Origin of the sequence: Pseudomonas sp. C 49-2 (genome assembly GCF_003970195.1) — a bacterium.
Taxonomy (GTDB): domain Bacteria; phylum Pseudomonadota; class Gammaproteobacteria; order Pseudomonadales; family Pseudomonadaceae; genus Aquipseudomonas; species Aquipseudomonas canadensis.
In genome coordinates, this window is the sequence record NZ_RXYG01000013.1 from 99,692 (window position 1) to 122,248 (window position 22,557).

Genomic DNA, 22,557 nt, shown 5'->3' on the forward strand with positions numbered 1-22,557 from the left:
CAGCTCCTACAGGAGGAGCGGCGTTTTTGAGTCAGGTTCGGGCGAATGCCACGGCTTTTTCAAACTGTTCGTGCGTCGGTCGCACCCCGGTATAAAGCACAAACTGCTCCAACGCCTGGATCGCGATCACTTCCAGTCCGGTAATCACTCGCTTGCCTTGAGCCCTTCCACGCACAATCAACGGCGTTTCGGCGGGGATCGCCACCACATCGAACACAGTGTCTGCGGCGTCCACCGCCTCGACGTCAAACGCCAACGCGTCTGCCTCAGCCCCGCCGGTCATGCCGATGGGTGTCACGTTGATCAGCATCTGCGGGCGCAGGTCACCCAACTCGGCCAACCAGTCATACCCCAGGTTCTGCGCCAGCGCCCGGCCTGCTACTTCATTGCGGGCGACGATCACGCCATTGGCGTAACCACCGTCACGCAAGGCACTGGCCACCGCCTTGGCCATGCCGCCGCTGCCACGCAGGGCGAAGGTCGACTCCTTGGGCACCGCGTGCTTTTTCAGCAACTGTTCGATGGCGATGTAGTCGGTGTTATAGGCCTTGAGGTGCCCATCTGTGTTGACGATGGTGTTGAGGGAGTCGATGGCTTGAACCGAATCGTCGAGTTCGTCCACTAAGGCAATGGCAGCTTCCTTGAACGGCATGGAAACCCCGCAACCCCGCACGCCCAGCGCGCGGATACCACCGATCGCACCGGGCAAGTCCTGGCTGCTGAAGGCTTTATAGTAGAAGTTCAGCCCCAGCTGTTCGTACAGGTGATTATGAAACCGCAGGCCGAAATTCCCGGGGCGCGCCGACAGAGACATGCACAGTTGGGTGTCCTTGTTGGGGTGCATCTGCATGGGTAACTCCTTTGAGTAAGCAATTGGGTACAGACCTTACACAACCTTTACCTAGCGGCTGTGCTGTTTTTCAGAAATACGTTGTCTTAAAAGTATCCCCGCGACATTACTTGAGTCTATTGATTGCAGACCACAAGCGCTGGGGCTAACCGAGGAATGACCATGATTCGTACAATCCCCAAGATCGCCTTGCTGGTTGGCGCACTCGCGATGGCAGGCCAAGCCTCCGCCCACGGTGGTGGTTGGGGTGGCCCGGCCGTATTGGGTGCTTTAGTCGGTGCAGCCGTCGTGGGCTCCGTGGTTGCCAGCCAGCCGCGTGAGGTCTACGTGCAGCAGCCGGTGTATGTGCAACCGCAGCCGGTATATGCCGCGCCGCCACCGGTCTACTACGCACCGCCACCACCGGTGTATGTGCAGCAACAGGTGTATTACCGCCCGGCACCGGTCTACTACGGCCCACCGCGTGGCTATTACGGTCCACCGCGCGGCTACTACGGCCCTCCTCACGGCTACTACGGCCGCGGCTGGTAACCGAATCGTCTGAAACAGGCCTCGCAGGATTGCGGGGCCTTTTTTTTGTCTGAAAAGTCCGGATTCAGGGCGTCAAGGTCGCTCTGAGGACAATGCCCGGCGCGAAATCGCACATCATCGAAGCCAATGTCTACTTGCCCAATCGGGCCTCGCACTGTCATGTTTATGTCACAACTTACTTCCACTATCGATCCTGTCCACCCAATAACAACAAGGACGACTGACCATGCCCACGCAAAACCCGCACCGCACCGCTGGCCTGTGTACGTCCAGCAAGGTCTACAGCGCCCTCACCGAACTCAAGCACCTGGAAGGCCACCGCAGCGCCAAATTCCTCGCGCTGCTGGCAGAAAACCTGGTGCGCAAGGGTTTGCTCAGCGAACAGGAAGTGGTGAACATGCTTGATCAAGTGGTGGACTGACGCCTCACGTCGATGTCGACTATCGAGACGGGTGATTTTTGCTACGCCAGCCTGCCCCGTAAAGTGACCCCCATAGCGATTGGAGGTCCTTATGCCCACTATTCAGATCATGTCCGTCATCGGCAGCGCCGTCCCTGCCCCGCTTCGCAAGCTGGGTTTGCTCGCCTGCTGGTACCTGGTACGCGACGGCGAAGCCATCAGCGGTCCTTTTAAAAGCAGCCTTGAAGCAGCTGCAAGCTTGAAGCTTGAAGCTTGAAGCTTGAAGCTGCTTTTTAGGGCAATGGCAGCTTGACTCGCGGCTTGCTTTCCACAAACAACGCCCAGCTGGACATGAACAACGCCGCCACCAGCGGCCCGATCACAAAGCCGTTCAAGCCAAACACCGACAAACCGCCCAGGGTCGAGATCAGGATCAGGTAATCCGGCATCTTGGTATCTTTGCCCACCAGGATCGGACGCAGCACGTTGTCTACCAGGCCGATCACGAATACGCCAAACAGCGCCAGCACCACGCCTTGCCAGATGGCGCCGCTCAACAGGAAGTAGGCAGCCACCGGCCCCCACACAATCCCCGCGCCCACCGCCGGCAACAGCGACAGAAACGCCATCAGTACCGCCCAGAGCAATGCACTGGGAATATCCAGGAACCAGAAGATAAGCCCGCCGAGCGCACCCTGTGTCACGGCCACCAGCACATTGCCCTTGACCGTGGCCCGCACCACACGATTGAACTTGAGCTGCAACCGGCGTTTCTGCGGCTCGGCCAACGGCACCGCCGTGCGCACCTTGCGCACCAGTTCCGGGCCGTCACGCAGCAGGAAATACAGCAGGTACAGCATGATGAAAAAGCTCACCAGGAAATCAAACGTGCCCTGGCCGAAGCTGAACGCCTGGGTGGCAAAGAACTGGCTGCCCTGCATCGCGCTCTTGACGATCTTCTCGCGCAAGCCTTCCAGGTTACCCATGCCGAAACGGTCCAGCAGGTGCTGGAAGTAAGGCGGCAACACATTCTTGAACTGCTCGATATACCCCGCCACGTCCAGCTTGCCGCTTTCGATGTTCTTGTACAGAGTCGCGCCTTCCTGCACCAACAGGGCACTGGTAATGATCACCGGCAGAATCGCGATGATCAGGCAAGCACTCAAGGTGGCCAGGGAAGTGAGGTTGCGGTTCCAGCCAAAACGCTGTTGCAGGCGCCGCTGCATCGGGGCAAAGATGATGCCGAGGATCACCGCCCAGAACACCGCGCCGTAGAACGGCAGCAGTATCCAGATAAACGCGATGGTCACCAGGCCGAGCAATAACAGCAGGGTCTTGAATTGCAGGTTGGTTTGATTCATGTCCGGTCCATGTCAGAAAAGCAACGGGCCCTATGTAGGCCCTGTTGCTTAGTCCGCAACGAAACCTGGGAGTGCCCTCGGTTATTGAACAAGCATAGACCCGCCCACAGCGCGTGGATCGACACCATCGTGCAATGTCCGCTGCCCCTGCCCCGTGATGAGATTGGCGTGCACTTGCAATACTCCATCACGCTCCCACCGGGGCTCTGTCGAACAGAGAGGCCATCATGCTTTTACACATGTCCACCTGGGCTGAAATCGAGCAATTTCTTGAACGCAGCCGCACCATTGTGATTCCCATCGGCTCCAACGAGCAGCACGGGCCCATTGGCCTGCTAGGCACCGACTGGATGTGTCCGCAGATCATTGCCCAGCAGGCACAGGAAACGGCGGATATCCTGATCGCCCCCACCTTTAATATCGGCATGGCCCAGCATCACCTGGGCTTTGCCGGCACCATCACGTTACGCCCGTCGACGTTTATCGCGGCGATTGAGGACTGGGTGCTTTCCCTGGTTGCCCACGGCTTCGAGAAGATCCTCTTCCTCAATGGCCATGGCGGCAACATTGCCTCGATCGAAGCGGCATTTTCGCAACTGTATGCCCGCGCCAGTTTCGCCAGGCAATCCGCCGGGTTCGCCTTGAAACTGAGCAACTGGTGGGACCTGGAAGGCGTTGGCGCACTGGCCAACCGACAGTTCCCCACCGGCCACGGGATCCACGCCACGCCGTCGGAGATTGCGGTGACTCAATGGGCCTACCCGGACGCGATCAAGTCGGCGACCTATTCGCCGCAAATCGCCAATTCCGGGCCGATTCGCGAGGCCCATGACTTCCGCGCACGCTTCCCGGACGGCCGCATGGGCTCGGACCCGGGCCAAGCGACGCCGAAAAAAGGCGGTGAGCTAGTCAGGCTGGCGGCCGAAAGCCTGGTACGCGAGCTGGAGGCATTCAGCCACGAATCAACACCGCTCGGCCCGGTCAGCGCCTCGACTAACAACTGCTAACACCGCCTAACTGGTGGCCAACGCGGCCAGGCATCACTCTTGAATCTCATCACCGTCAGCATTCAAGAGGGATGCAACCATGACCGAAGGGTATCGCGGCAATTGCCTGTGCAAGGTGGGCCGTCTCGGCAATGAAAGGCTGTGCACATTGATGGAGCATGTGCTCAACGGTGACCGAGGCGCCGTGCGGCGATTCTCGGGCAACGTCACACCGTTGTTGGTGGCTTTTTATGAGGGCCAGGCACAGGCCGGGCGCATTCGCCATGAAAACATCCAATACCTGGTACGTGAAGCCTTCCTGGCCGTGCTGGAAAATGCCGCAGGCTACGACGCTGCCACGCCGTTCCGGGCCTGGTTGCTGGAGATCGCCCGTACGACGCTGTTGGGATATCTGCCGTCCACCAGCGTCACCCCTCTGCTGAATTCGCCATCTATCCAGTGGGCAATTTGACTTTCCCACTGCCGTCGATTCTTCCCAGGAAATGCCCATGCTGAGCATCGAAAAAATTCTGTATTCCGGCCACACCTCTACCACAGGCGGTCGAGAGGGCGCAGGGCGTAGCGTGGATGGCCGGCTGGATATCAAGCTCTCCCCGCCCGGTGCTCCGGGGAGCGGCACCAACCCCGAGCAACTGTTTGCGGTGTGCTGGTCGGCATCGCTCCTGGCCGCGCTGCGCCATGCCTGCAATGCCCGGAAAATCCTGTTTCCGGCCACGGCGGCGATTGATGCCCAAGTCGACCTGCTGCACGGCGCACAGGGTTTTTTCTTGCAGGCGCACCTCAGCGTTTCGTTGCCCGAGATAGAACCCGAGGTAGCCAGGCAATTGATTGAAGCGGCCCACCAGAACTGCCCCTACTCGAAAGCCACACGCCTCAACATCGACGTCAGCTTCACCCTGAACTGAGGTTCAGTGACTCGATACCTACGTGCAATCGCGGTGCCCTGAGGGGTCTGGTTTGATGCTCCCTGACACAACAATCAGAAACAAGGGGACTTGAGCATGAAAAAACTGACGACAGCCGCCGGCGCACCCGTGGTCGACAACAACCATTCGCAAACCGCCGGCCCCCGCGGCCCCGTGTTGTTGCAGGACGTCTGGCTGCTGGAAAAACTGGCGCACTTCGACCGTGAAGTCATCCCCGAGCGCCGCATGCACGCCAAGGGCTCCGGCGCGTTCGGCCGGTTTACCGTCACCCAAGACATCACCCGGTTCACCAAGGCCGACCTGTTTTCCCACGTGGGCAAGACCACGGATATCTTCGTGCGTTTTTCCACCGTGGCCGGCGAGCGCGGCGCCGCCGATGCCGAGCGGGACATCCGTGGTTTCGCCATCAAGTTCTACACCGAGCAAGGCAACTGGGACCTGGTGGGCAACAACACCCCGGTGTTTTTCCTGCGCGACCCGTTGAAATTTCCCGACCTCAACCACGCCGTCAAACGTGACCCTCGCACCCACATGCGCAGCGCGCGCAACAACTGGGATTTCTGGACCCTGCTGCCCGAAGCCCTGCACCAGGTCACGATTGTGATGAGCGACCGAGGGTTGCCGCAGTCCTATCGGCACATGCATGGTTTTGGCAGCCACACCTTCAGCTTTATCAGCCCGGCCAACGAGCGTTTCTGGGTGAAATTCACCTGGAAAACCTCGCAAGGCATCCACAACCTCACCGACGAGCAGGCCAGCCAAGTGGTCGGCGACGACCGTGAAAGCGCCCAGCGCGACCTGTACACCAGCATCGAAGAGGGCCGCTTCCCGCAATGGACGCTCCACGTGCAAATCATGCCGGAGGCGGATGCCGGCACTTATGCGATCAACCCGTTCGACCTGACCAAAGTCTGGCCGCATCAGGACTATCCGCTGATCGAAGTGGGTGTCCTGGAGCTCAATCGCAACCCCGACAACTACTTCGCCGACGTCGAACAAGCCGCTTTCAACCCCGCCAACGTGGTGCCGGGCATCAGCTTTTCGCCGGATAAGATGCTGCAGGCGCGCCTGTTCGCCTATGGCGACGCGCAGCGCTACCGCGTCGGGGTGAACCACCATCAGATCCCGGTGAACGCCCCGCGTTGCCCGGTCAACAGCTACCACCGCGACGGGCAGATGCGCACCGACGGCAATGCCGGCAGCACCCTCGGCTACGAACCCAACAGCCACGCGCAATGGGTGGAGCAACCCGACTTTCGCGAACCACCGCTGGCCCTGGAAGGCAGCGCTGCGCACTGGAACCACCGGGAAGACACGGACTATTTTTCCCAACCCGGCGCACTGTTCCGCTTGATGAGCGCCACCCAGCAACAGGCCTTGTTCGACAACACCGCGCGTTCCATCCAGGGCGCCAGCCCCCAAGCCAAAGCGCGCCATATCCAGCACTGCACGCAAGCCGATCCTGCCTATGGCGCGGGTGTTGCCCGCGCCATCGAACTCTTAGGGTGAGCCAGATGGACCATATCGATCACATTATGATTGTCGACGACGATCGTGAGATCCGCGAACTCGTCGGCAATTACCTGAAGAAAAACGGCTTGCGCACCACGGTGGCCTCGGACGGTCGGCAAATGCGCGCCTTGCTCGATGCCACGGCGGTGGACCTGATCGTGCTCGACATCATGATGCCGGGCGACGATGGGCTGGTGCTGTGCCGCGAGCTGCGTGCGGGCAAACACAGAGCCACGCCGATCCTGATGCTGACCGCACGCAACGACGAAACCGATCGCATCATCGGCCTGGAAATGGGCGCCGATGATTACCTGGTCAAACCCTTCGCCGCCCGCGAGCTGCTGGCGCGCATCAACGCCATATTGCGCCGCACTCGCTCACTGCCGCCCAACCTGATCGTCAGCGAGGCCAGCCGCCTGGTGGCCTTCGGCAAATGGCGGCTGGACACCACCGCACGCCACCTGATGGACGCCCAGGGCACCATCGTCAACCTGAGCGGCGGCGAATACCGCCTGTTGCGGGTCTTTGTCGACCACCCCCAGCGTGTACTGAGCCGCGATCAATTGCTCAATCTCACCCAGGGCCGCGATGCCGACCTGTTCGACCGCTCCATCGACTTGCTGGTCAGCCGCCTGCGCCAGCGCCTGCTGGATGACGCGCGCGACCCGGCCTACGTCAAGACAGTGCGCAGCGAAGGCTATGTGTTCACCTACCCGGTGGAAATCCTGGGAGAAGCCTCGTGAAACGGCTGCGCTGGCCGCGCTCCCTGGCCTCGCGCCTGACGCTGATCTTTCTGACCAGCCTGGTGATCGCCCACGGGCTTTCCTTCGGGCTGCAGTTTTATGAGCGTTACCAGAGCGCCATGTCGCTGATGCTGGGCAATTTCGAACAGGACATCAGCACCTCGGTGGCCATGCTCGAGCGCCTGCCCGCAGAAGAGCGTCAAGCCTGGCTGCCGCGCTTCGAACATGCCACCTATCGCTACCAACTGGATGAAGGCCAGCCTGGCCAGCCGATGGACATGGCCACCGCGCCCGCCTCGGTGCACTCGATGGTGGCCACCCTAGGCCAGGACTACAGCCTGACCTTCAATACCATCCCCGACAAACGCCCGCATTATCAGGCGCACTTGCGCCTGCGCGATGGCACGCCGCTGACCATTGATGTGCGCCCACAAGTCTCACCGCTGTCGCCCTGGCTGCCGCTGTTACTGGGGGTGCAGCTGTTGCTGCTGCTCGGCTGCACCCTGCTGGCCGTGCGCACCGCGATTGAGCCGCTGACACGCCTGGCCAATGCGGTCGACCGCCTGGACCCCAACGGCGGCGGCGCGCGCCTGGATGAGAACGGCCCCACCGAGGTGGCCTACGCGGCCGTGGCCTTCAATACTCTGCAGGAACGCATCGCCACCCACATCAAGGAACGCATGCAACTGCTCGCGGCTATTTCCCACGACCTGCAAACCCCGATCACGCGTATGAAACTGCGTGCCGAGCTCATGGAGGAGTCGGTGGAGCGGGAAAAACTCTGGAATGACCTCAGTGAAATGCAGCACCTGGTCCAGGAAGGCCTGGCCTATGCACGCAGCATGGACGGCACCGTCGAGGCCAGTCGCCGGGTCGACCTGCATTCGTTTCTCGACAGCCTAGTGTTCGACTATCAGGACGTCGGCAAACAGGTGGTGCTCACCGCGCCCACCGGCACCGTGATCGACACCCGCCCCCACGCACTGCGCCGGGTGCTGGTGAACCTGGTGGACAACGCGTTGAAGTTCGGCAGCGACGTCACGGTCAACGTCGAGCACCACGCCGACGCGCATCTGTCGATCCAGATCCTTGACCGTGGCCCCGGCATTCCCGAGGCGCAACTGCCCGACGTGGTCAAGCCGTTCTATCGCGTCGAAAGCTCACGCAACCGCACCACCGGCGGCACCGGGCTGGGCCTGGCCATTGCGCAGCAACTGGCGCACACCCTGCAAGGCGGCCTGACCCTGTACAACCGCGAGGGCGGCGGGTTGTGCGCGCAGTTGCTGCTGCCTCGCCGCCAGTCACCCATGCCGTCAGTCGCGGACCAGAAAGTCGCGCGGTGAAACGCCGATCGCGCGGCGAAACATCGCACTGAAGGCACTGGCGCTCACATACCCCAGGTCCTGGGCGATCCGGCCGATGGGCTCGCCATTCTCCAGCCGTTCCAGGGCACAGGCCAGGCGCACCTGCTGCACCCACTGGCGGTAGGTCAGGCCGGTTTCCTTGAGAAACAAGCGGATCAGCGTGCGTGAACTGGCGCCGACCTGGTCAGCCCAATACGCCACCGTGTGGGTTTGCCCAGGTGTTTCAAGTATCGCGCGGCACACCATCAGCAGTCGGCGGTCGACCGGCCACGGGATCTGCAACGGCAAGGTGCGCGCGGCGGCCAGCTCGCTGAGGATCAGCGCCACCACGTGACTGTTGCGGCCTTCAAGTTCGTACTCGATCGGCTCATTGGCCAGCACCAGAATCAGCTCACGCAACAGCAGCGATACATCGACGATCCGGCACCGGTCACCGAAACCGGCGGCCGCGTCGGCCTGGATATAGATCGAGCGCATCTGCACCGGCGTCAGCATCAGTTGATCGTGTTCTTCTTCGGCGGGAATCCACAGTGCCCGTTTGGGTGGCAAGAACCACAGGCTGCCCTGGGCAACGGCGCGCATCACCCCACTGACCGCATACAGCAACTGGCCGTGGCGATGGGTGTGCGGCGCGTTATAGGCACCGGCCGCCTGGTTGCGCACAAGGGCCATGAGCACACGGGGCACGTCCTGGTAATCCAGGTAGTCCTCGCTGCGTCCGTTCAGTTCGACGGGTTTACCGACGGCGCGGGCATCTTGCTTCATGGTGGGCTCATCGCATTGTCACTTTGTCGATATAAGCTGGCATTTGTCGATTCTTGCACATTGCTACGATCGGTTCGACTTCCACGACCCGAAGAGCCCGTCGACATGACCTCCACTGACAAGCACAGCCTGGCAGCCGTCCTCGGCCTGTTGGTGCTGTCCATCGCCCTGCGCCCCGCCATCGTGTCCATCGGGCCGATCCTGCTGTTGATCCAGGACCAGTATGGGTTGAGCTTTACCCAGGCGGCGCTGCTGACGTCGATCCCGGACGTGTGCATGGGTGCGCTCGCCCTGCTTGCGCCAGGCTTGAGCCGACGCTTTGGGTCGGACCGCTGCATGATTGCGGCCCTGGTGCTGATCGGTGCCGCGTGTCTGCTGCGGGCGGTCTCGCCGAATGCCGCGCTGCTGCTGCTGAACACCTTTGTGATCAGTGTCGGCATCGCCATCGCCGGCGCGTTGATGGGGGGCTGGATCAAAACCCACTTTGCCCACCGTCCGGCGTTTTTCATGGGTATTTATGCCGCAGGCTTGAGTGTCGGGGCCACCCTTTCTGCGCTGTTCACCGCGCCCATCACCGAACTCGCCCACAGCTGGCGTGTAGGCGCCGGTGCATGGAGCCTGTTGAGCGTCACGGCGGTGATCAGCTGGGTGTGGATGGCCCGGCGTTTCGCGGCCGGTGCGCCTCGGCTGGCCCCAGCACCGGCCAGGTCGATCCGACTGCCGTGGCGCAATCCCCAGGCGTGGCTGGTGGCGCTGTACTTCGGTGCCAGCCAGTTTGTGGTCTATGCCCTGTTCGCCTGGCTGGCACCGTCCTCCACGGAAACGGCCGTCACCCACCTGTCCGCCGGCACCTTGCTGGGGCTGTTCACCGCTGTATTCGCGGTTGCCAGCGTCGGCGCCGGCCTGATCCCCGGCAAGGCCCATGACCGTCGCGGCCTGCTGGCCGTCTGCACATTGATCGCGCTGTTGGGCACCGCAGGCATGGCGTTTGCGCCGACGGCGTGGCCAACCCTGTACGTGTTGCTGGTGGCGATCGGCCTGGGCATGGCGTTCACCGTGGGCATGACGCTGCCACTGGACAATGCCAGCAGCCCTGCACAAGCCGGTGCCTGGACGGTATTCATGCTGTTTATCGGCTATCTGGTGGCCGCCTTGGGCCCGCTGTGTTTCGGTGCATTGCGCGACCACAGCGGCAACTACAGCCTGGCCTACGCCATGCTGTTTGCCGTGCTGGTCTTCATGCTGTGCCTGACGCCGATGCTCAAACCGGCCCAGACCAACGCCCTCGCGCCACACGCGGCCGAGGTTGTACGGACTTGAACCAACGTTGGGATCTCCTATCATGCTCAGACTGAAACAGGGTTCCAACCCCCTTGAATACACCTTCCTCTTTTCGAGAGCGCGATAACCGTGGAGTCCGCCCCTGACGACCTGCATGAGGCCGCGAGCCTGGACTTTGCCTTCGGCCCTTTTCGCGTGGTTCCGGGCAAACGCTTGCTCACGAAAGATGGCGCGGCATTGGATATCGGCGGTCGTGCCCTCGACCTGCTGATCGCCCTGCTCGAACGCCCAGGACGCGTGGTGTCCAAACGTGAACTGATCAGCCTGGTGTGGCCCGACATCATCGTCGAAGAAGGCAGCCTGCGTTTTCACATGACCGGGCTGCGCCGAATTCTGGGCGATGGCGAAGACGGTGCACGCTATATCAACACCCAAGTCGGCGTTGGCTACGCGTTCGTCGCGCCGATGGAGCGCGCGGCGCGCCCCTTGCCTGCCCCGTACAGCCGCCCTCGAGTGGCCAATGGCGTCGGCCGCCTGCCGCCACGCCCCAGCCTGATCGGGCGCCACGCCGATGTGGCGCTGGTGATGGAGCGGCTGCGACAACCCAAGCTGTTCACCATCGTCGGCCCAGGCGGCGTGGGCAAGACCAGCCTGGCCGTGGAAACCGGCCACTGCCGCGCAGAGGAAGACGCCGTGCACTTCGTCGACCTGGCCCAGGTCGAGGATCCGGACTTGGTGCCCATCGCCCTCGCCAGCGCACTGGGCATTGCGGTGCAGGCCGAAGAACCGATGCAGGTGTTGCTCGCCCACCTGCGTGCGCAACGGTTGCTGCTGATCATCGACAATTGCGAACACCTGATCGATGCGGTCTGCGCCCTCGTTGAACAGATCCAGGATGCGGCCCCGGGCGTGGCCCTTCTCGCCACCAGTCGCGAACCGCTGCGGGCGCGCGGCGAGCACGTGTATCGGCTCGACCCGCTGGCCTTTCCCAGCGAGTTGCAGGACTTGAGCGTTGAACAACTGCTGGGATTTCCCGCCGTGCAACTGTTTGTCGAGCGCGTGTACGCCAGCAATGCCGCACTGGCCCTGGCACCCGGCGATGCACGTCTGATTGCCGACATGTGCCAACGCCTGGAAGGCATGGCGCTGCCCATCGAATTGGCGGCAGTGCGTGTGGCGGTGCATGGCGTACACGCCACTCACGCCCTGCTCGGCGAGCGCTTTTCCCTGGGATGGGCCGGTCGCCGGACCGCGCTGCCACGGCATCAGACGCTGCGCGCAATGCTGGACTGGAGTTACGACCTGCTCTCGGCCAATGAACGCCTGGTGTTCGAGCGGCTGGCGGCGTTTGTCGGACCGTTTGCCCTGGAGGCGGCCTCGCACATTGCCGCCGACGACTGGATCGACCCCGTCAGCGTGGCCGCGAACCTGGATGAGCTGGCCGCCAAGGGCCTGGTCACCGTGAACCGCAGCAACGCCACGGCCTCTTACCGCCTGCTGGAAATGACCCGCGCCTATGCGCGGGAAAAACTCCAAGTGCGGGGCCCATCCGAGGTGCACGCCCTGGCCTTCAGGCATGCGGCGTACCATATGGAGCAGCTCAAGCACCTGGGCGACACCCCTCACGCGATCTTCGCCAGCGCCACGCGGCTGGGTTGCCAGTTGGGCAATATCCGCAGCGCGCTGGAGTGGAGCTTCGGCCCTCAGGGCGACCCCGGCCTGGCACTGCCGCTGGCGGCGGCGAGTGCGCAACTGTTCCTGCATTTTTCCCTGTTGGTGGAATGCCGCACCTGGTGCACCCGCGCCACCGAGTTGCTGGAACTCGGCTACTTCGGCACGCCCACCGAAATGGAACTGCAAGCCGCCCTGGGCCTGGTGCTGATGTTCACCAAGGGCAATAGCGCCGCCGCAGAAAAAGCCCTGTTACGCGCCCTGGACATTGCCGTGAGCCTTGGCGAGCACCGCTCGCAACTGCGCCTGCTGGGGCGTTTACAGATTTTCTACGAACGCATTGGTGACTTTAAGGCGTCCCTGGCCTGGGCCGAACGCGCCGTGGAGATCAGCGCAGTGATCGCCAAGCCGGAAGCCATCGCGGTGGCCGCCTCCCTTGCGGGCATCTGTTATCACTTGCTGGGGGACCAGGCGTTGGCGCGCCACGCGTTGGAACACTCCCTGCGCAACAGCGTGCCGTCGCAGCGCAGTCTGACCATTCACTACGGTTTCGACCATCGCAACCGCACCGGCCTGGCCCTGGCGCGCACCCTGTGGCTGATGGGCTTTCCCGACCAGGCCAGGCAAGGCGCCCAGCAGGTCGAAACCGAAGCCGCCGCGCTGGACCATGCAACCACCTATTGCATCGCGCTGGTCTGGACCCTGCAGATTTACATCTGGACCGGTGACCTGCACACCGCCGCCGAGCGCCTGCACACCTTCAAGTCCATTGCCGAGGCCAACGCCTTCGGCCCCTATATCGCCGCAGCCATGGGCTTTGGCGCGGCGGTCGCCATCCGCGCAGGCCAGCCCGGCAATGCCGTCGCCGTCCTTGAGGAAACCCTGGCCCGCCTGCACGGCATGCGCTACGAATTGCTGACCACCTCCTTCGAGATCGCCCTGGCCGAGGGCTTGATGCTGGAGGGGCAATTTGAAAAGGCCCTGGTACAAGTGAAGGCGACCATCGAACACTGTCGACACAGCGGCGATGCCTTCCCCCTGCCGGAACTGCTGCGCCTCCAGGCCAGCATTCATAAGGCACAAGTGCCCGGCGACAACAAACGGCCTGAGAAACTGCTGGAAGAATCCTTGAGCCTGAGTCAGCAGCAAGGCTCACGCAGCTGGGCGTTGCGCAGTGCCATCGACCTGGCCGCGCTGTGGCAGGCGCAAGGTCGTGGCAGTGAGGCCCAGCGTTTGCTGGGCCAACACCGCGAGCAGTTTTCGGAAGGCTTTGACACCCAGGACCTGCGCCTGCTACAGGCGCGCCTGGACGATGCTCAACATACCTGAAAAAGCCTCAGGGCTTGGCCGAAGGGCGCAATGGGCGGAAGGCCTCGCGCAGTTCCTCGCTGAACAGTTGCGGCTGTTCCCAGGCGGCGAAATGCCCGCCTTTGCTGACCTGGCTGTAGTAGGACAACGAGGGATAGGCGCGCTGGGCCCAGGTTTTCGGGGCCTGGTAGATCTCGCGGGGGAACGCGGTAATGGCAACCGGAACCTTGATGGTGTCGGTCTTCTGCGCTGCGGCGCTGAAGTTATTGTTGTTGTTCTCCCAGTAGAAACGCGAAGACGCCGCACCGCTGTTGGTCAGCCAATACAGGCTGATGTCGTCGAGCATTTCGTCACGACTGAGCACACGCTCGGGCTTGCCATCACTGTCGGTCCAGGCGGCGAATTTCTCGTACATCCAGGCGGCCGTACCGGCCGGCGAGTCGGCCAGCAGATAGCCGATGGTTTGCGGGCGAGTGACCATCATCGCGCCGTACGCCGCGTTGCGCCCAAAGAAGGTACTCAGCGCGTTGTAGGCCGTGCGCTCAGGTTCGGTGAGGTTGGCGGGCGCCGGTTCGCCACTGTTGATCGGCTTGACCAGTTCAGGCGGCACGGTGGCCGGCATGTTCAGGTGAATGCCGAGCAAACCGGGGGGCGCCAGGCGGCCCAGCGCGTCGGAGATCACCGAGCCATGGTCGCCCCCCTGGGACACGTAATGCTGGTAGCCCAGGCGTTTCATCAGCACATCCCAGGCCTTGGCGACCCGGTCCGGGCCCCATCCCAGTTCGGTGGGCTTGCCGGAAAAACCGTGGCCTGGGATCGATGGGATCACCACGTCGAACGAATCTTCGATGCGGCCACCGTAGGCGACCGGGTCGGTCAGCGGGCCGATGGTTTTGAGGAATTCAAATTGAGAACCCGGCCACCCGTGGGTAAGAATCAACGGCAGCGCGTTCGGATTGCGCGAGCGCACATGAATGAATTGGATGTCGACCCCGTCAATGGTGGTCATGAACTCAGGCAGCGCATTGAGCTTGGCCTCGGCCTTGCGCCAGTCGTAACCATTGCCCCAGTACTTGACCAGTGCCTGTACTTGCGCCAATTGCACCCCCTGGGAGGTGTCGTTGACGGTTTCCTTATCGGGCCAGCGGGTTGCGGCGATGCGTTTATGCAGGTCGGTCAGTTGGGCTTCATCAACGTGAATGCGGTAAGGACGGATGGCGTCGGTGGCCGCCCACGCGGCCTGGCTGCCGGCGAGCAGCGCCAGGCCGAGCAACGAGGCCCGGCAGCGAAGCCGCAGGTAATGGGACGAATCTGCAAGCATGATGAATCTCCTGTCGTGGCACTGCGCCCTCGTGGCCCGTGCAAGACCGATCAGACCATCGGCGTTTGCCGCGGCCGATTGCACGTAGGTGTTGGTCGATACCTTTGTATGACTTGCCAGCAGAAGCGCCCGATGCTGCCATCCACCCTCGATAAATAAAGGACCCAAAGCCAATGAGTGGGCAGGCAATCAGTGCGGCAACACCGGGCATTCCGACGTGGCGCGCTGCGTGGATCGTGGTGGGGCTGTGCTTGCTGTTCAATGTGATCGACGGCCTGGACGCCATGGCCATGACGTTCACGGCCAGCCGCGTGGCCGCGCAGTGGTCATTGAGCGCGGCGCAAATCGGCCTGCTGCTCAGCGCCAGCCTGGTGGGCATGGCCTGCGGCTCGTTGGGGGCTGCGCCGATGGCCAACCGGCATGGACGCCGCCGGGTGTTGCTGGCGAGCCTGATGCTCAGCGGCATGACCATGGTGCTGTGTTTCTGGAGCCAGGGTTATTGCACGTTGCTGTGCCTGCGCTTGCTCACGGGTATCGGCGTGGGCGCGGTGTTGGTGGGCGCCAATGTCCTGACCCACGACCATGCACCACCCACCCGTCGCAGCCTGGCAATTGCCTTGCAATCGGTGGCCTTTGCGCTGGGCGCCACCTTGGGTGGGGTGCTGGCCCATCTGCTTAATGACGGCCTCGGTTGGCGTTATGTGTTCCTGGCAGGGGGCGGCCTGACGCTGTTGGTCGGCGTGGCCGGCGTGCTGTGGTTGCGCGAGTCTGCGTCGCAGGTAGCGCTGGCGGCCGAGCGGCCAGGCCAAGGTTATCGCGGCCTGTTCAGCCACGGACGCTGGGCATCGACCTGCACCTTGGCCTGCGTATGCTTTTTGCTGATGTTCGGGTTTTATTTTGTGATGAGCTGGACCCCCATGCTGCTGACCCATAGCGGTTTTTCCGCACGCCACGGCATCACCGGCGGCATGTTGCTCACGGTTGGCGGCATGTTCGGTGCACTGCTGTTGGGCTTGGGTGCAATTCGCTGGGGCTGCAACCGGTTGCTGTGCATGTGCCTGCTGCTCAATGCCGTGCTGATGCTGCTGATGGTGACGGCCACGCGCGTACCGCTGCTGGCGATTGCCACGGGGTTCACGGCCGGCCTGTTGCTCTATGCCGCCATTGCCGCGCTGTTTGTGCTCGCGCCCCAGACGTTCGACAGCCCCGAACGTACGCGCGGCGTGGGCCTGGTGCTGGCCGCGGGAAGGCTGGGGGCCATTGTGTCGCCCACGTTCGCCGGTGTACTGCTCGACGCCCAGTGGCGTCCCCAGGATCTGTTTACCTTCTATGCGGGCAGCCAATTGCTGGCTGCCCTGCTGATCTGGCGCAGGCGCCGGCCTAGGCTTGAGGCAGGATAATCAGCTTGCCTGTGCTGCGGCGTGACTCGATATCCCGATGTGCCTGGTGCGCCTGCGCCAATGAATAATGCTGGCCGATGTTCACCTTGAGCCTTCCAGTACTTACCCAGGTGAACAACTGCTGCGCGCGGGCCACCAGGGTCTCGCGGTTACGCACATGATGCATCACCACCGGGTAGGTCAGCTTGACGCTGCGCGGGATGGAAAAGATATCGATCGGCGCAATCGGGTCCATGAACGGGCCGAACAGGGCCAAGGTGCCGAAGTAATCCAGCAGATTGAGTGACTCGTTGAAACCTTCATTGCCGGTGCCGTCATACACCACATTTACCGCGTGCTTGCCCACCAGGCGTTCGACCTGACCGGCGATATGCCCGGCGTGCCCGATCACCACGTAATCGGCGCCGGCCGCCAATACGCTGTCAACCTTGTCGGCATGGGAAACCCGGCCAATCGCCTGGCCGCCGAGCAGCTTGACCATCTGCGTCAGCATCAGCCCTACGCCCCCCGCCGCAGCGTGGATGAATGCCACATCACCCTTCTGGATCGCGTGCACGTCAAACACAAGGTTGCTCGCGGTGAGGCCTTGCATCATCAGGCCGGCGGCGGTTTCGAAGCCGATGTCATCGGGCAACGGCACCAATTGGCTGACCGGGGCGATGACCTGTTGCGCATAGCTGCCAGGGACGTAATACCAGGCCACCCGATCACCGGGTGTTACCTCAGTCACCTCCGGCCCGACGGCCAGCACCACACCTGCGCCCTCTGCGCCCAGCGTCAGCGGCAACGGGCTGGCGGCGCCGAGACCTCGGCGCGCGCCGGTATCCATGAAATTCACCCCGGCGGCCATGACCTGAACCAGTGCCTGCCCAGGCCCTGGCCGGGCCAGTGAAACCTCTTGCACGGCCAAGACTTCGGGGCCGCCAAATGCGTTGATCATCACCGCTTTCATCGTGTTCACAGCCTTCAACATCCGTCAGCGTCGGATGACGCCAAACCTGCAACCATGCTGTGCAGCACGTGTATCTGCGGCATGTCGGCAAAGCAGCAGGTTTGAATGGCTGTGTAACGTCAGTCACGCTGGATACAGTGGCTTACCTTCACACCAGGTTGAGCACCACATCGATGTTGCCACGCACCGCCTTAGAGTACGGGCATGTCTGGTGGGCACCTTCAATCAGCGCCAGCGCCACATTCCGCTCCAAGCCCGGCAGGCTGACGTTCAAGCGTGCCCGCAGGAAGTAAGCGTCGCCCTCCATGCACAGGTCGACTTCAGCATCGATGGCCACGTCAGCCGGCAACTCGACCTTCAACTTGCGCGCCGCCAACCCCAGGGCGCCGTTGAAACAGGCCGACCAGCCGGCCGCGAACAGTTGCTCGGGGTTGGTGCCGCTGCCTTTGGAGCCCGGCGGGGAATGGAGGATGTCCAGGCGCCCGTCGTCGCTGCGCGAGGTGCCCCCGTCGCGGGCACCGGTGGTGTGGACTTTGGCGGTGTAGAGTACTTGTTTGGCGGTCATGGCAGAGCTCCGGGAAATTGAGGAAAGCGCACTCGGGATGCGCGGCTCAATCAAAACAGAACCCGTGCCCGCCATCGATAACACGATGGTATCGTTTGCCTGCCCGCCGGCGTGGGCATGCGACACCTAAGTATGATGGGCGAACAGCCGCCCACAGGGCATTCTCTGCGCACGGCGCCTGTCACTAGAGAACCGGTATGTCGAATGAATTCGATCGCGTCGTCGATGCACTGCCTGGGGTGGCCTTCACCGCCCTGGCGGACGGCAGCGTCGACTACGTCAACCAAGGCTGGTGCGCCTACACCGGACACAGTGCCAGCGCAGCCATCGGCTGCGGCTGGCAGGCGGCCGTGCACCCGGACGACCTGCAGACCACGCTCAACGCCTGGCGCGAGGCGGTACGCAGTGGCGAGCCCTATCGCAAGGAACTGCGCCTGCGCCAGGCGGACGGTGCCTACCGCTGGTTTGTCAGTGACGGCAAGCCGATGTGCGACAGCCAGGGCCGGATCCTCCGCTGGTGGGTGATCAGCGTGGACATCAACGAGCAAAAGCGCGACAAAGCCTTGATCGCCCACGCACTGGCCGAAGTCAGCGCCTCGGAAGACCGCCTCAGCAACATCATCAACGCCATTCCCGGATTTGTCTGGAGTGCGGCGCCCGACGGCAGTGTCGGCTTCGTCAACCAGCGCTGGTGCGACTACACCGGCATGAGCCTGGACGAAGCGCGCGGCGATGGCTGGGCGCGCTCGGTCCACCCCGACGACGCCGAGCAACTGGCACAGTATTGGGGTGCCCTGCTGCAGTCGGGCGAAGCCGGAGAGTACGAGGCGCGGTTGCGCCGCTTCGACGGCGACTACCGCTGGTTCCTGGTGCGCGCGGTACCGCAACGTGATGCGTGGGGCGTGGTGCTGCGCTGGTACGGCGAGAACACCGATATCGAAGACCGCAAGCGCGCCGAAATGCTCGCGGCGAGCATCGCCATCGAACGCCGGTTATCGGAAGAAACCCTGAGCAAGGTGCGCGCGGAGCTGGCGCACCTTGCACGTGTGGCGAGCCTGAGCACCGTCACCGCCTCGATTGCCCACGAAGTCAATCAGCCGCTGGCCGGCATCATCACCAATGCCAGCACCTGCCTGCGCATGTTGGGCGCCGACCCGCCGAATGTCACCGGTGCCCTGGAGACCGCGCGGCGTACCATTCGCGATGGCAACCGCGCCGCCGAGGTGATCAACCGCCTGCGTGCGCTCTTTTCGAAGAAATGCATCACCCTCGAACCAGTCGATTTGAACGAGGCGGCACAGGAGGTCATCGCCATGCTGCTGGGCGAATTGCAGCGCAATGACGTGAAGCTGATCCCGGAATTTGCCGATGCGCTGCCCACCGTCAACGCCGACCGCGTGCAACTGCAACAAGTGATCCTCAACCTGATCCTCAATGCCACCGAGGCGATGAACACCATGACGGGTCGTTCGCGGCACCTGCATGTCACCACCGGGCTGGATGAACAACAGAGCGTCTACCTTGCCGTGAAGGACAACGGCAATGGTTTCGACCCGCAGGATGCCGAGCGCCTGTTCCAGGCGTTCTACACCACCAAGGCCACCGGCATGGGCATTGGGCTGTCCATCAGTCGCTCCATTATCGAGCGCCATGATGGCGTGTTGTGGGCCACCGCCCATGACGGCCCCGGGGCCACTTTCCGATTTGCCCTGCCGCGCATGACCGACCAGGACGCCGACTCGACCAAGGAGGGAATCTGATGGAACAGCCTGTTCTTATAGCGGTTGTCGATGATGACGAATCGGTGCGCGAATCCCTGCCGGACCTGCTCCGGGAGTTCGGTTTTGCGGTCGAAGCGTTTTCCTCGGCGCCAGCGTTCCTGGCATCGCCCCATGTGACGGGCACGCGCTGCCTGATCCTGGATGTGGCGATGCCAGGCATGTCCGGCCCGGAACTGCACGCCACCCTCCAACTGCGCGGCCATGGCATTCCGGTGATCTTTATCACTGCCCATGGCGATGCCGGCGACCGGCTCAAACTGATGCGCACCGGCGTGGTGGACTGCCTGATGAAGCCGTTCAGCGAAGCGCAATTGCTCAAAGCGCTGAGCGCGGCCTTTCCAGTCGTCTGAACCGCTCCAGCAGGGAGCTATCTTGAAGGAGCTATCATGATGTACTCGACTCACCCCATCGCCCATGCACGCAGAGCCGCGCCGATGACCAACACCCAGCCGATCGTATTCGTTGTCGATGACGATGTTTCTGTGCGCGAATCCCTGGAGCTGTTGATCCGGTTCGCCCAGTGGCAGCCCCGGCTGTTCGAATCGGCCCAGGCGTTTCTGAGCCAGCCGCGTGCAGACGTGCCCACCTGCCTGGTGCTGGACATCAACCTGCCCGACCTCAACGGCCTGGACCTGCAAGCCGCCATCGCCAACGAACGCCCGGACACGCCGATCATTTTCATCACCGGCTACGGCGACATCCCTCTGACGGTGCGCGCCATGAAGGCGGGGGCGGTGGAGTTCCTGACCAAGCCGTTCAATGATGACGTGCTGTTGACCGCGATTGCCGGTGCACTCGAAAAGAGCCGCACCCTGCTGGACCAACAGGATCAATTGCGCGTCCTGCGGGCGGCCTACGCCACCCTGACGCCACGGGAGCAGGAAGTAATGACAAGGGTCGTCGCAGGGCATATGAACAAAGTCATTGCCTGCGACCTGGCGATCAGCGAGATCACGGTCAAGGCCCATCGGGGCAAGGCAATGCGCAAAATGAAGGCCCGCTCGTTGGCGGACCTGGTCAAGATGGCGGCTTTGCTGGCAAAGCCGCTGCATTGAATCACTGAGGGGCCTTAGCCTCGTTCAACAGCGTCTGGATCATCTGCTCCTGCGCGTCATAACGACCCTCGCCAAAATGGGTGTAACGCACCTGCCCCTTGGCGTCGATCAGGTAATGGGCGGGCCAGTACTGGTTGTCGAAATTGCGCCAGATCGCATAGTTGTTGTCGATGGCCACCGGGTAGGTGATACCCAGCTTGCGCACCTGGTCCTTGACGTTGCCGATGATGCGCTCATAACCGTATTCCGGGGTGTGGACGCCGATCACCACCAAACCTTCGTTCTCGTATTTCTTCGCCCATTGCTTCACATACGGCAGGGTGTGCTGACAGTTGATGCAGTCGTAGGTCCAAAAATCCACCAGCACCACTTTACCTTTCAAGGATTCGCGGGTGAGTTCGGGTGAGTTGAGCCACTCGACCGCACCGGCCAGCGATGGCATGGCGCCCTTGGTATTGTCCTGGGCCGGGTCGGCCTTGACCTTGCTCACCACGTAATCCACCACTTTGGGCACGTTTTCCAGCACGCCTTTTTCCAGGCTGCTGACCCCTTCGGACGATGTGCCGGCGAGCAGGGTCTTGTCCGCTCCGGTGGAAATCACCACCGCCGCCGCCAGTACCGCCACCCCTGCCCCACGGCGCAGCCAACCGGTCACCGGAATGGACGCCTTGAGTCGATTGACCAGGCCACGCCCGGCAAAAATCAGCGCACCCAGGGACAACGCGCTGCCCAGGCCGTAGGCCACCAGCAACAGGCTGGTCTGCGCATTGGCGCCTTGCAGCATTGCGCTGGTCAGGATCACACCCAGGATCGGCCCGGCGCAGGGCGCCCACAGCAGGCCTGTGGCGACGCCGATCATCACCGACTTCAGCGGACCGGACAGCGTGCGGCTGTCAGGATCGATACGGTTGCCCAACAACACAAAGGGGCGTGCCAGCCAGCCACCGACCCGCGCTGAGATCAGCGACAGCGCGAACAGCCCCATCACGATCAGCGCCACATGGCGGCCGGTGTTATTGGCCTGTATCACCCACTCCGTGCTGACCACCGCCAGGCTGGACACCAGCGCGAAGGTCAGGACCATGCCGCCGAGGGTCAACAGGATTGAACGGCGGGTGCGGTCGACGCCGGCGAACAGAAACGGCACCACCGGCAGGATACAGGGGCTGAGGACGGTCAGGATGCCGCCCAGGAATGCGATGAGTAGCATGGTGTTCACCTTATCGAGTGGGGAGACGGCGTCACGCTGTCTGGTGGTCCAGCGCCTGGCCGAGCGGTGTGCGGCGGCTGCCGTCCTCTACCAGCAGGTTATGGCCGGCGGCGTGTTGCACCGGGGTCAGTTGGAAGCAGGTGCTGGCGGCGCAGCTGCTTTTCTCCACGGCGGCGTTGGCGTGCACGGCAGTGCCGGCAAGGGCAAAGGCGGTGGCGGTCAAAAAGCGGGTCAGCGGGTTCATGGCGGTCTTCCTGTGGCAAACAATGGGAGAGGACAGCGGGACTCAGTTATCGCCGACGCAACCGTCGCCGAACTTGAGGTAATCCAGCACCTGGGTCTTGTCGTGGGAGTCCAGGTAGGTCATGCGCGCATTCACCACGCCGCAGGTGGGCTTGGAGTCCTGGCTCATCGATACCACTTGCTTGATGTCCAGGTGCGTGCCGTAGTTGTAGGTCTGAGCGGTAACGGCGGCTTCGGCGCGGGCCGACAAGGTGCAGATGTTCAGGGCGGCAAACAGGCAGGCGGCGTAGATGGCTTTGGTGTTCATGGTG

Annotated in this window: 24 protein-coding genes; 15 read left to right on the forward strand and 9 right to left on the reverse strand. The window is 62.7% G+C overall.

Annotated features, from left to right (window positions below):
• Window positions 1–31: 31 nt before the first annotated feature.
• The gene (locus EJ576_RS23510; RefSeq protein ID WP_122724225.1) at window positions 32–850 is read right to left on the reverse strand and encodes a shikimate 5-dehydrogenase; all 819 of its coding nucleotides are present in this window, start codon (window positions 848–850) and stop codon (window positions 32–34) included.
• A 156-nt stretch (window positions 851–1,006) separates the two neighbouring features.
• On the opposite strand from EJ576_RS23510, the gene EJ576_RS23515 reads away from it, so the two are divergent.
• The 3 genes from EJ576_RS23515 to EJ576_RS29835 all read left to right on the forward strand — a co-directional run bounded on the left by EJ576_RS23515 (window position 1,007) and on the right by EJ576_RS29835 (window position 2,058).
• Window positions 1,007–1,381, forward strand: a complete 375-nt coding sequence (locus tag EJ576_RS23515; protein ID WP_016980060.1) for a hypothetical protein — start codon at window positions 1,007–1,009, stop codon at window positions 1,379–1,381.
• A gap of 226 nt (window positions 1,382–1,607) precedes the next feature.
• Window positions 1,608–1,802, forward strand: a complete 195-nt coding sequence (locus EJ576_RS23520; protein ID WP_010211349.1) for a hypothetical protein — start codon at window positions 1,608–1,610, stop codon at window positions 1,800–1,802.
• A 91-nt stretch (window positions 1,803–1,893) separates the two neighbouring features.
• Window positions 1,894–2,058 carry a hypothetical protein gene (locus tag EJ576_RS29835; protein WP_178083565.1) on the forward strand — a complete coding sequence of 55 codons (165 nt, stop codon included), beginning with the start codon at window positions 1,894–1,896 and terminating at the stop codon, window positions 2,056–2,058.
• Window positions 2,059–2,074: 16 nt separating this feature from the next.
• On the opposite strand, the gene EJ576_RS23525 is transcribed toward EJ576_RS29835, so the two are convergent.
• Window positions 2,075–3,142, reverse strand: coding sequence for an AI-2E family transporter (locus tag EJ576_RS23525; protein WP_010211353.1), 1,068 nt, complete (start codon window positions 3,140–3,142; stop codon window positions 2,075–2,077).
• A 227-nt stretch (window positions 3,143–3,369) separates the two neighbouring features.
• Between EJ576_RS23525 and EJ576_RS23530 the strand changes: the two genes are divergently transcribed.
• The 6 genes from EJ576_RS23530 to EJ576_RS23555 all read left to right on the forward strand — a co-directional run bounded on the left by EJ576_RS23530 (window position 3,370) and on the right by EJ576_RS23555 (window position 8,673).
• Window positions 3,370–4,149, forward strand: a complete 780-nt coding sequence (locus EJ576_RS23530) for a creatininase family protein (RefSeq protein ID WP_123474229.1) — start codon at window positions 3,370–3,372, stop codon at window positions 4,147–4,149.
• Window positions 4,150–4,228: 79 nt separating this feature from the next.
• A complete protein-coding gene (locus EJ576_RS23535) occupies window positions 4,229–4,600 on the forward strand; it encodes an RNA polymerase subunit sigma-24 (protein WP_126571253.1) in 372 nt (123 codons plus the stop codon).
• A gap of 37 nt (window positions 4,601–4,637) precedes the next feature.
• Complete coding sequence (locus tag EJ576_RS23540; RefSeq protein ID WP_126571254.1) at window positions 4,638–5,054, forward strand: Ohr family peroxiredoxin; 417 nt, start codon at window positions 4,638–4,640, stop codon at window positions 5,052–5,054.
• A gap of 96 nt (window positions 5,055–5,150) precedes the next feature.
• Entirely contained in the window at window positions 5,151–6,584 is a 1,434-nt protein-coding gene (locus EJ576_RS23545) for a catalase (protein WP_126571255.1), read from the forward strand.
• Between the two features lie 5 nt (window positions 6,585–6,589).
• Entirely contained in the window at window positions 6,590–7,330 is a 741-nt protein-coding gene (locus tag EJ576_RS23550; RefSeq protein ID WP_126571256.1) for a response regulator, read from the forward strand.
• Window positions 7,327–8,673, forward strand: coding sequence for a HAMP domain-containing sensor histidine kinase (locus EJ576_RS23555; RefSeq protein WP_126571257.1), 1,347 nt, complete (start codon window positions 7,327–7,329; stop codon window positions 8,671–8,673). Before EJ576_RS23550 ends, EJ576_RS23555 begins: the two co-directional genes overlap by 4 nt.
• On the opposite strand, the gene EJ576_RS23560 is transcribed toward EJ576_RS23555, so the two are convergent.
• Complete coding sequence (locus tag EJ576_RS23560) at window positions 8,644–9,459, reverse strand: helix-turn-helix transcriptional regulator (RefSeq protein WP_122724213.1); 816 nt, start codon at window positions 9,457–9,459, stop codon at window positions 8,644–8,646. The genes EJ576_RS23555 and EJ576_RS23560 overlap by 30 nt on opposite strands.
• Window positions 9,460–9,564: 105 nt before the next feature.
• Between EJ576_RS23560 and EJ576_RS23565 the strand changes: the two genes are divergently transcribed.
• Both EJ576_RS23565 and EJ576_RS23570 read left to right on the forward strand, forming a co-directional pair.
• Window positions 9,565–10,779, forward strand: a complete 1,215-nt coding sequence (locus tag EJ576_RS23565) for a CynX/NimT family MFS transporter (RefSeq protein ID WP_126571258.1) — start codon at window positions 9,565–9,567, stop codon at window positions 10,777–10,779.
• 90 nt (window positions 10,780–10,869) lie between these two features.
• A complete protein-coding gene (locus EJ576_RS23570) occupies window positions 10,870–13,740 on the forward strand; it encodes a winged helix-turn-helix domain-containing protein (RefSeq protein ID WP_126571259.1) in 2,871 nt (956 codons plus the stop codon).
• 7 nt (window positions 13,741–13,747) lie between these two features.
• On the opposite strand, the gene EJ576_RS23575 is transcribed toward EJ576_RS23570, so the two are convergent.
• The gene (locus EJ576_RS23575; RefSeq protein ID WP_122724205.1) at window positions 13,748–15,040 is read right to left on the reverse strand and encodes an epoxide hydrolase family protein; all 1,293 of its coding nucleotides are present in this window, start codon (window positions 15,038–15,040) and stop codon (window positions 13,748–13,750) included.
• 173 nt (window positions 15,041–15,213) lie between these two features.
• Here EJ576_RS23575 and EJ576_RS23580 point away from each other — a divergent pair, with 173 nt between their 5' ends.
• Window positions 15,214–16,440: an MFS transporter gene (locus EJ576_RS23580; protein ID WP_122724202.1), complete on the forward strand. Its 1,227-nt coding sequence runs from the start codon at window positions 15,214–15,216 to the stop codon at window positions 16,438–16,440.
• Here the strand turns inward: EJ576_RS23580 and EJ576_RS23585 are convergent.
• Both EJ576_RS23585 and EJ576_RS23590 read right to left on the reverse strand, forming a co-directional pair.
• A complete protein-coding gene (locus tag EJ576_RS23585) occupies window positions 16,421–17,392 on the reverse strand; it encodes a quinone oxidoreductase (RefSeq protein WP_164393636.1) in 972 nt (323 codons plus the stop codon). The two genes, EJ576_RS23580 and EJ576_RS23585, sit on opposite strands and share 20 nt — an antisense overlap.
• Window positions 17,393–17,540: 148 nt before the next feature.
• Window positions 17,541–17,957 carry an organic hydroperoxide resistance protein gene (locus EJ576_RS23590; protein ID WP_099494521.1) on the reverse strand — a complete coding sequence of 139 codons (417 nt, stop codon included), beginning with the start codon at window positions 17,955–17,957 and terminating at the stop codon, window positions 17,541–17,543.
• 197 nt (window positions 17,958–18,154) lie between these two features.
• Between EJ576_RS23590 and EJ576_RS23595 the strand changes: the two genes are divergently transcribed.
• From EJ576_RS23595 to EJ576_RS23605, 3 genes are read left to right on the forward strand one after another with little or no spacing between them, the layout of a single operon-like run.
• On the forward strand, window positions 18,155–19,717 hold the full coding sequence (locus tag EJ576_RS23595) for a PAS domain-containing sensor histidine kinase (RefSeq protein ID WP_122724200.1): 1,563 nt from the start codon (window positions 18,155–18,157) through the stop codon (window positions 19,715–19,717).
• The gene (locus tag EJ576_RS23600) at window positions 19,717–20,088 is read left to right on the forward strand and encodes a response regulator transcription factor (RefSeq protein WP_100491106.1); all 372 of its coding nucleotides are present in this window, start codon (window positions 19,717–19,719) and stop codon (window positions 20,086–20,088) included. Before EJ576_RS23595 ends, EJ576_RS23600 begins: the two co-directional genes overlap by 1 nt.
• 39 nt (window positions 20,089–20,127) lie before the next feature.
• A complete protein-coding gene (locus EJ576_RS23605; protein WP_122724198.1) occupies window positions 20,128–20,793 on the forward strand; it encodes a response regulator transcription factor in 666 nt (221 codons plus the stop codon).
• Between the two features lies 1 nt (window position 20,794).
• Here EJ576_RS23605 and EJ576_RS23610 read toward each other — a convergent pair whose 3' ends face one another.
• Genes EJ576_RS23610 through EJ576_RS23620 form a run of 3 tightly spaced genes read right to left on the reverse strand, consistent with a single transcriptional unit; the run spans window position 20,795 to window position 22,553 of the window.
• Window positions 20,795–22,003 (reverse strand): cytochrome c biogenesis protein DipZ, encoded by a 1,209-nt coding sequence (locus EJ576_RS23610; RefSeq protein ID WP_122724196.1) that lies wholly within the window; start codon window positions 22,001–22,003, stop codon window positions 20,795–20,797.
• 31 nt (window positions 22,004–22,034) lie between these two features.
• On the reverse strand, window positions 22,035–22,247 hold the full coding sequence (locus tag EJ576_RS23615; RefSeq protein WP_122724194.1) for a hypothetical protein: 213 nt from the start codon (window positions 22,245–22,247) through the stop codon (window positions 22,035–22,037).
• Window positions 22,248–22,289: 42 nt separating this feature from the next.
• Window positions 22,290–22,553 carry a DUF2790 domain-containing protein gene (locus tag EJ576_RS23620; RefSeq protein ID WP_028619575.1) on the reverse strand — a complete coding sequence of 88 codons (264 nt, stop codon included), beginning with the start codon at window positions 22,551–22,553 and terminating at the stop codon, window positions 22,290–22,292.
• Window positions 22,554–22,557 lie beyond the last annotated feature (4 nt).

What these genes read in the sequence shown, in the direction of transcription:
- EJ576_RS23525 (WP_010211353.1), bottom strand. Translation starts at nt 3,142, where the DNA reads ATGAATCAAACCAACCTGCAATTCAAGACCCTGCTGTTATTGCTCGGC.
- EJ576_RS23545 (WP_126571255.1), top strand. Translation starts at nt 5,151, where the DNA reads ATGAAAAAACTGACGACAGCCGCCGGCGCACCCGTGGTCGACAACAAC.
- EJ576_RS23510 (WP_122724225.1), bottom strand. Translation starts at nt 850, where the DNA reads ATGCAGATGCACCCCAACAAGGACACCCAACTGTGCATGTCTCTGTCG.
- EJ576_RS23530 (WP_123474229.1), top strand. Translation starts at nt 3,370, where the DNA reads ATGCTTTTACACATGTCCACCTGGGCTGAAATCGAGCAATTTCTTGAA.
- EJ576_RS23565 (WP_126571258.1), top strand. Translation starts at nt 9,565, where the DNA reads ATGACCTCCACTGACAAGCACAGCCTGGCAGCCGTCCTCGGCCTGTTG.
- EJ576_RS23605 (WP_122724198.1), top strand. Translation starts at nt 20,128, where the DNA reads ATGTACTCGACTCACCCCATCGCCCATGCACGCAGAGCCGCGCCGATG.
- EJ576_RS23520 (WP_010211349.1), top strand. Translation starts at nt 1,608, where the DNA reads ATGCCCACGCAAAACCCGCACCGCACCGCTGGCCTGTGTACGTCCAGC.
- EJ576_RS29835 (WP_178083565.1), top strand. Translation starts at nt 1,894, where the DNA reads ATGCCCACTATTCAGATCATGTCCGTCATCGGCAGCGCCGTCCCTGCC.
- EJ576_RS23580 (WP_122724202.1), top strand. Translation starts at nt 15,214, where the DNA reads ATGAGTGGGCAGGCAATCAGTGCGGCAACACCGGGCATTCCGACGTGG.
- EJ576_RS23575 (WP_122724205.1), bottom strand. Translation starts at nt 15,040, where the DNA reads ATGCTTGCAGATTCGTCCCATTACCTGCGGCTTCGCTGCCGGGCCTCG.
- EJ576_RS23560 (WP_122724213.1), bottom strand. Translation starts at nt 9,459, where the DNA reads ATGAAGCAAGATGCCCGCGCCGTCGGTAAACCCGTCGAACTGAACGGA.
- EJ576_RS23610 (WP_122724196.1), bottom strand. Translation starts at nt 22,003, where the DNA reads ATGCTACTCATCGCATTCCTGGGCGGCATCCTGACCGTCCTCAGCCCC.
- EJ576_RS23585 (WP_164393636.1), bottom strand. Translation starts at nt 17,392, where the DNA reads ATGAAAGCGGTGATGATCAACGCATTTGGCGGCCCCGAAGTCTTGGCC.
- EJ576_RS23600 (WP_100491106.1), top strand. Translation starts at nt 19,717, where the DNA reads ATGGAACAGCCTGTTCTTATAGCGGTTGTCGATGATGACGAATCGGTG.
- EJ576_RS23620 (WP_028619575.1), bottom strand. Translation starts at nt 22,553, where the DNA reads ATGAACACCAAAGCCATCTACGCCGCCTGCCTGTTTGCCGCCCTGAAC.
- EJ576_RS23590 (WP_099494521.1), bottom strand. Translation starts at nt 17,957, where the DNA reads ATGACCGCCAAACAAGTACTCTACACCGCCAAAGTCCACACCACCGGT.
- EJ576_RS23515 (WP_016980060.1), top strand. Translation starts at nt 1,007, where the DNA reads ATGACCATGATTCGTACAATCCCCAAGATCGCCTTGCTGGTTGGCGCA.
- EJ576_RS23550 (WP_126571256.1), top strand. Translation starts at nt 6,590, where the DNA reads ATGGACCATATCGATCACATTATGATTGTCGACGACGATCGTGAGATC.
- EJ576_RS23615 (WP_122724194.1), bottom strand. Translation starts at nt 22,247, where the DNA reads ATGAACCCGCTGACCCGCTTTTTGACCGCCACCGCCTTTGCCCTTGCC.
- EJ576_RS23595 (WP_122724200.1), top strand. Translation starts at nt 18,155, where the DNA reads ATGTCGAATGAATTCGATCGCGTCGTCGATGCACTGCCTGGGGTGGCC.
- EJ576_RS23540 (WP_126571254.1), top strand. Translation starts at nt 4,638, where the DNA reads ATGCTGAGCATCGAAAAAATTCTGTATTCCGGCCACACCTCTACCACA.
- EJ576_RS23535 (WP_126571253.1), top strand. Translation starts at nt 4,229, where the DNA reads ATGACCGAAGGGTATCGCGGCAATTGCCTGTGCAAGGTGGGCCGTCTC.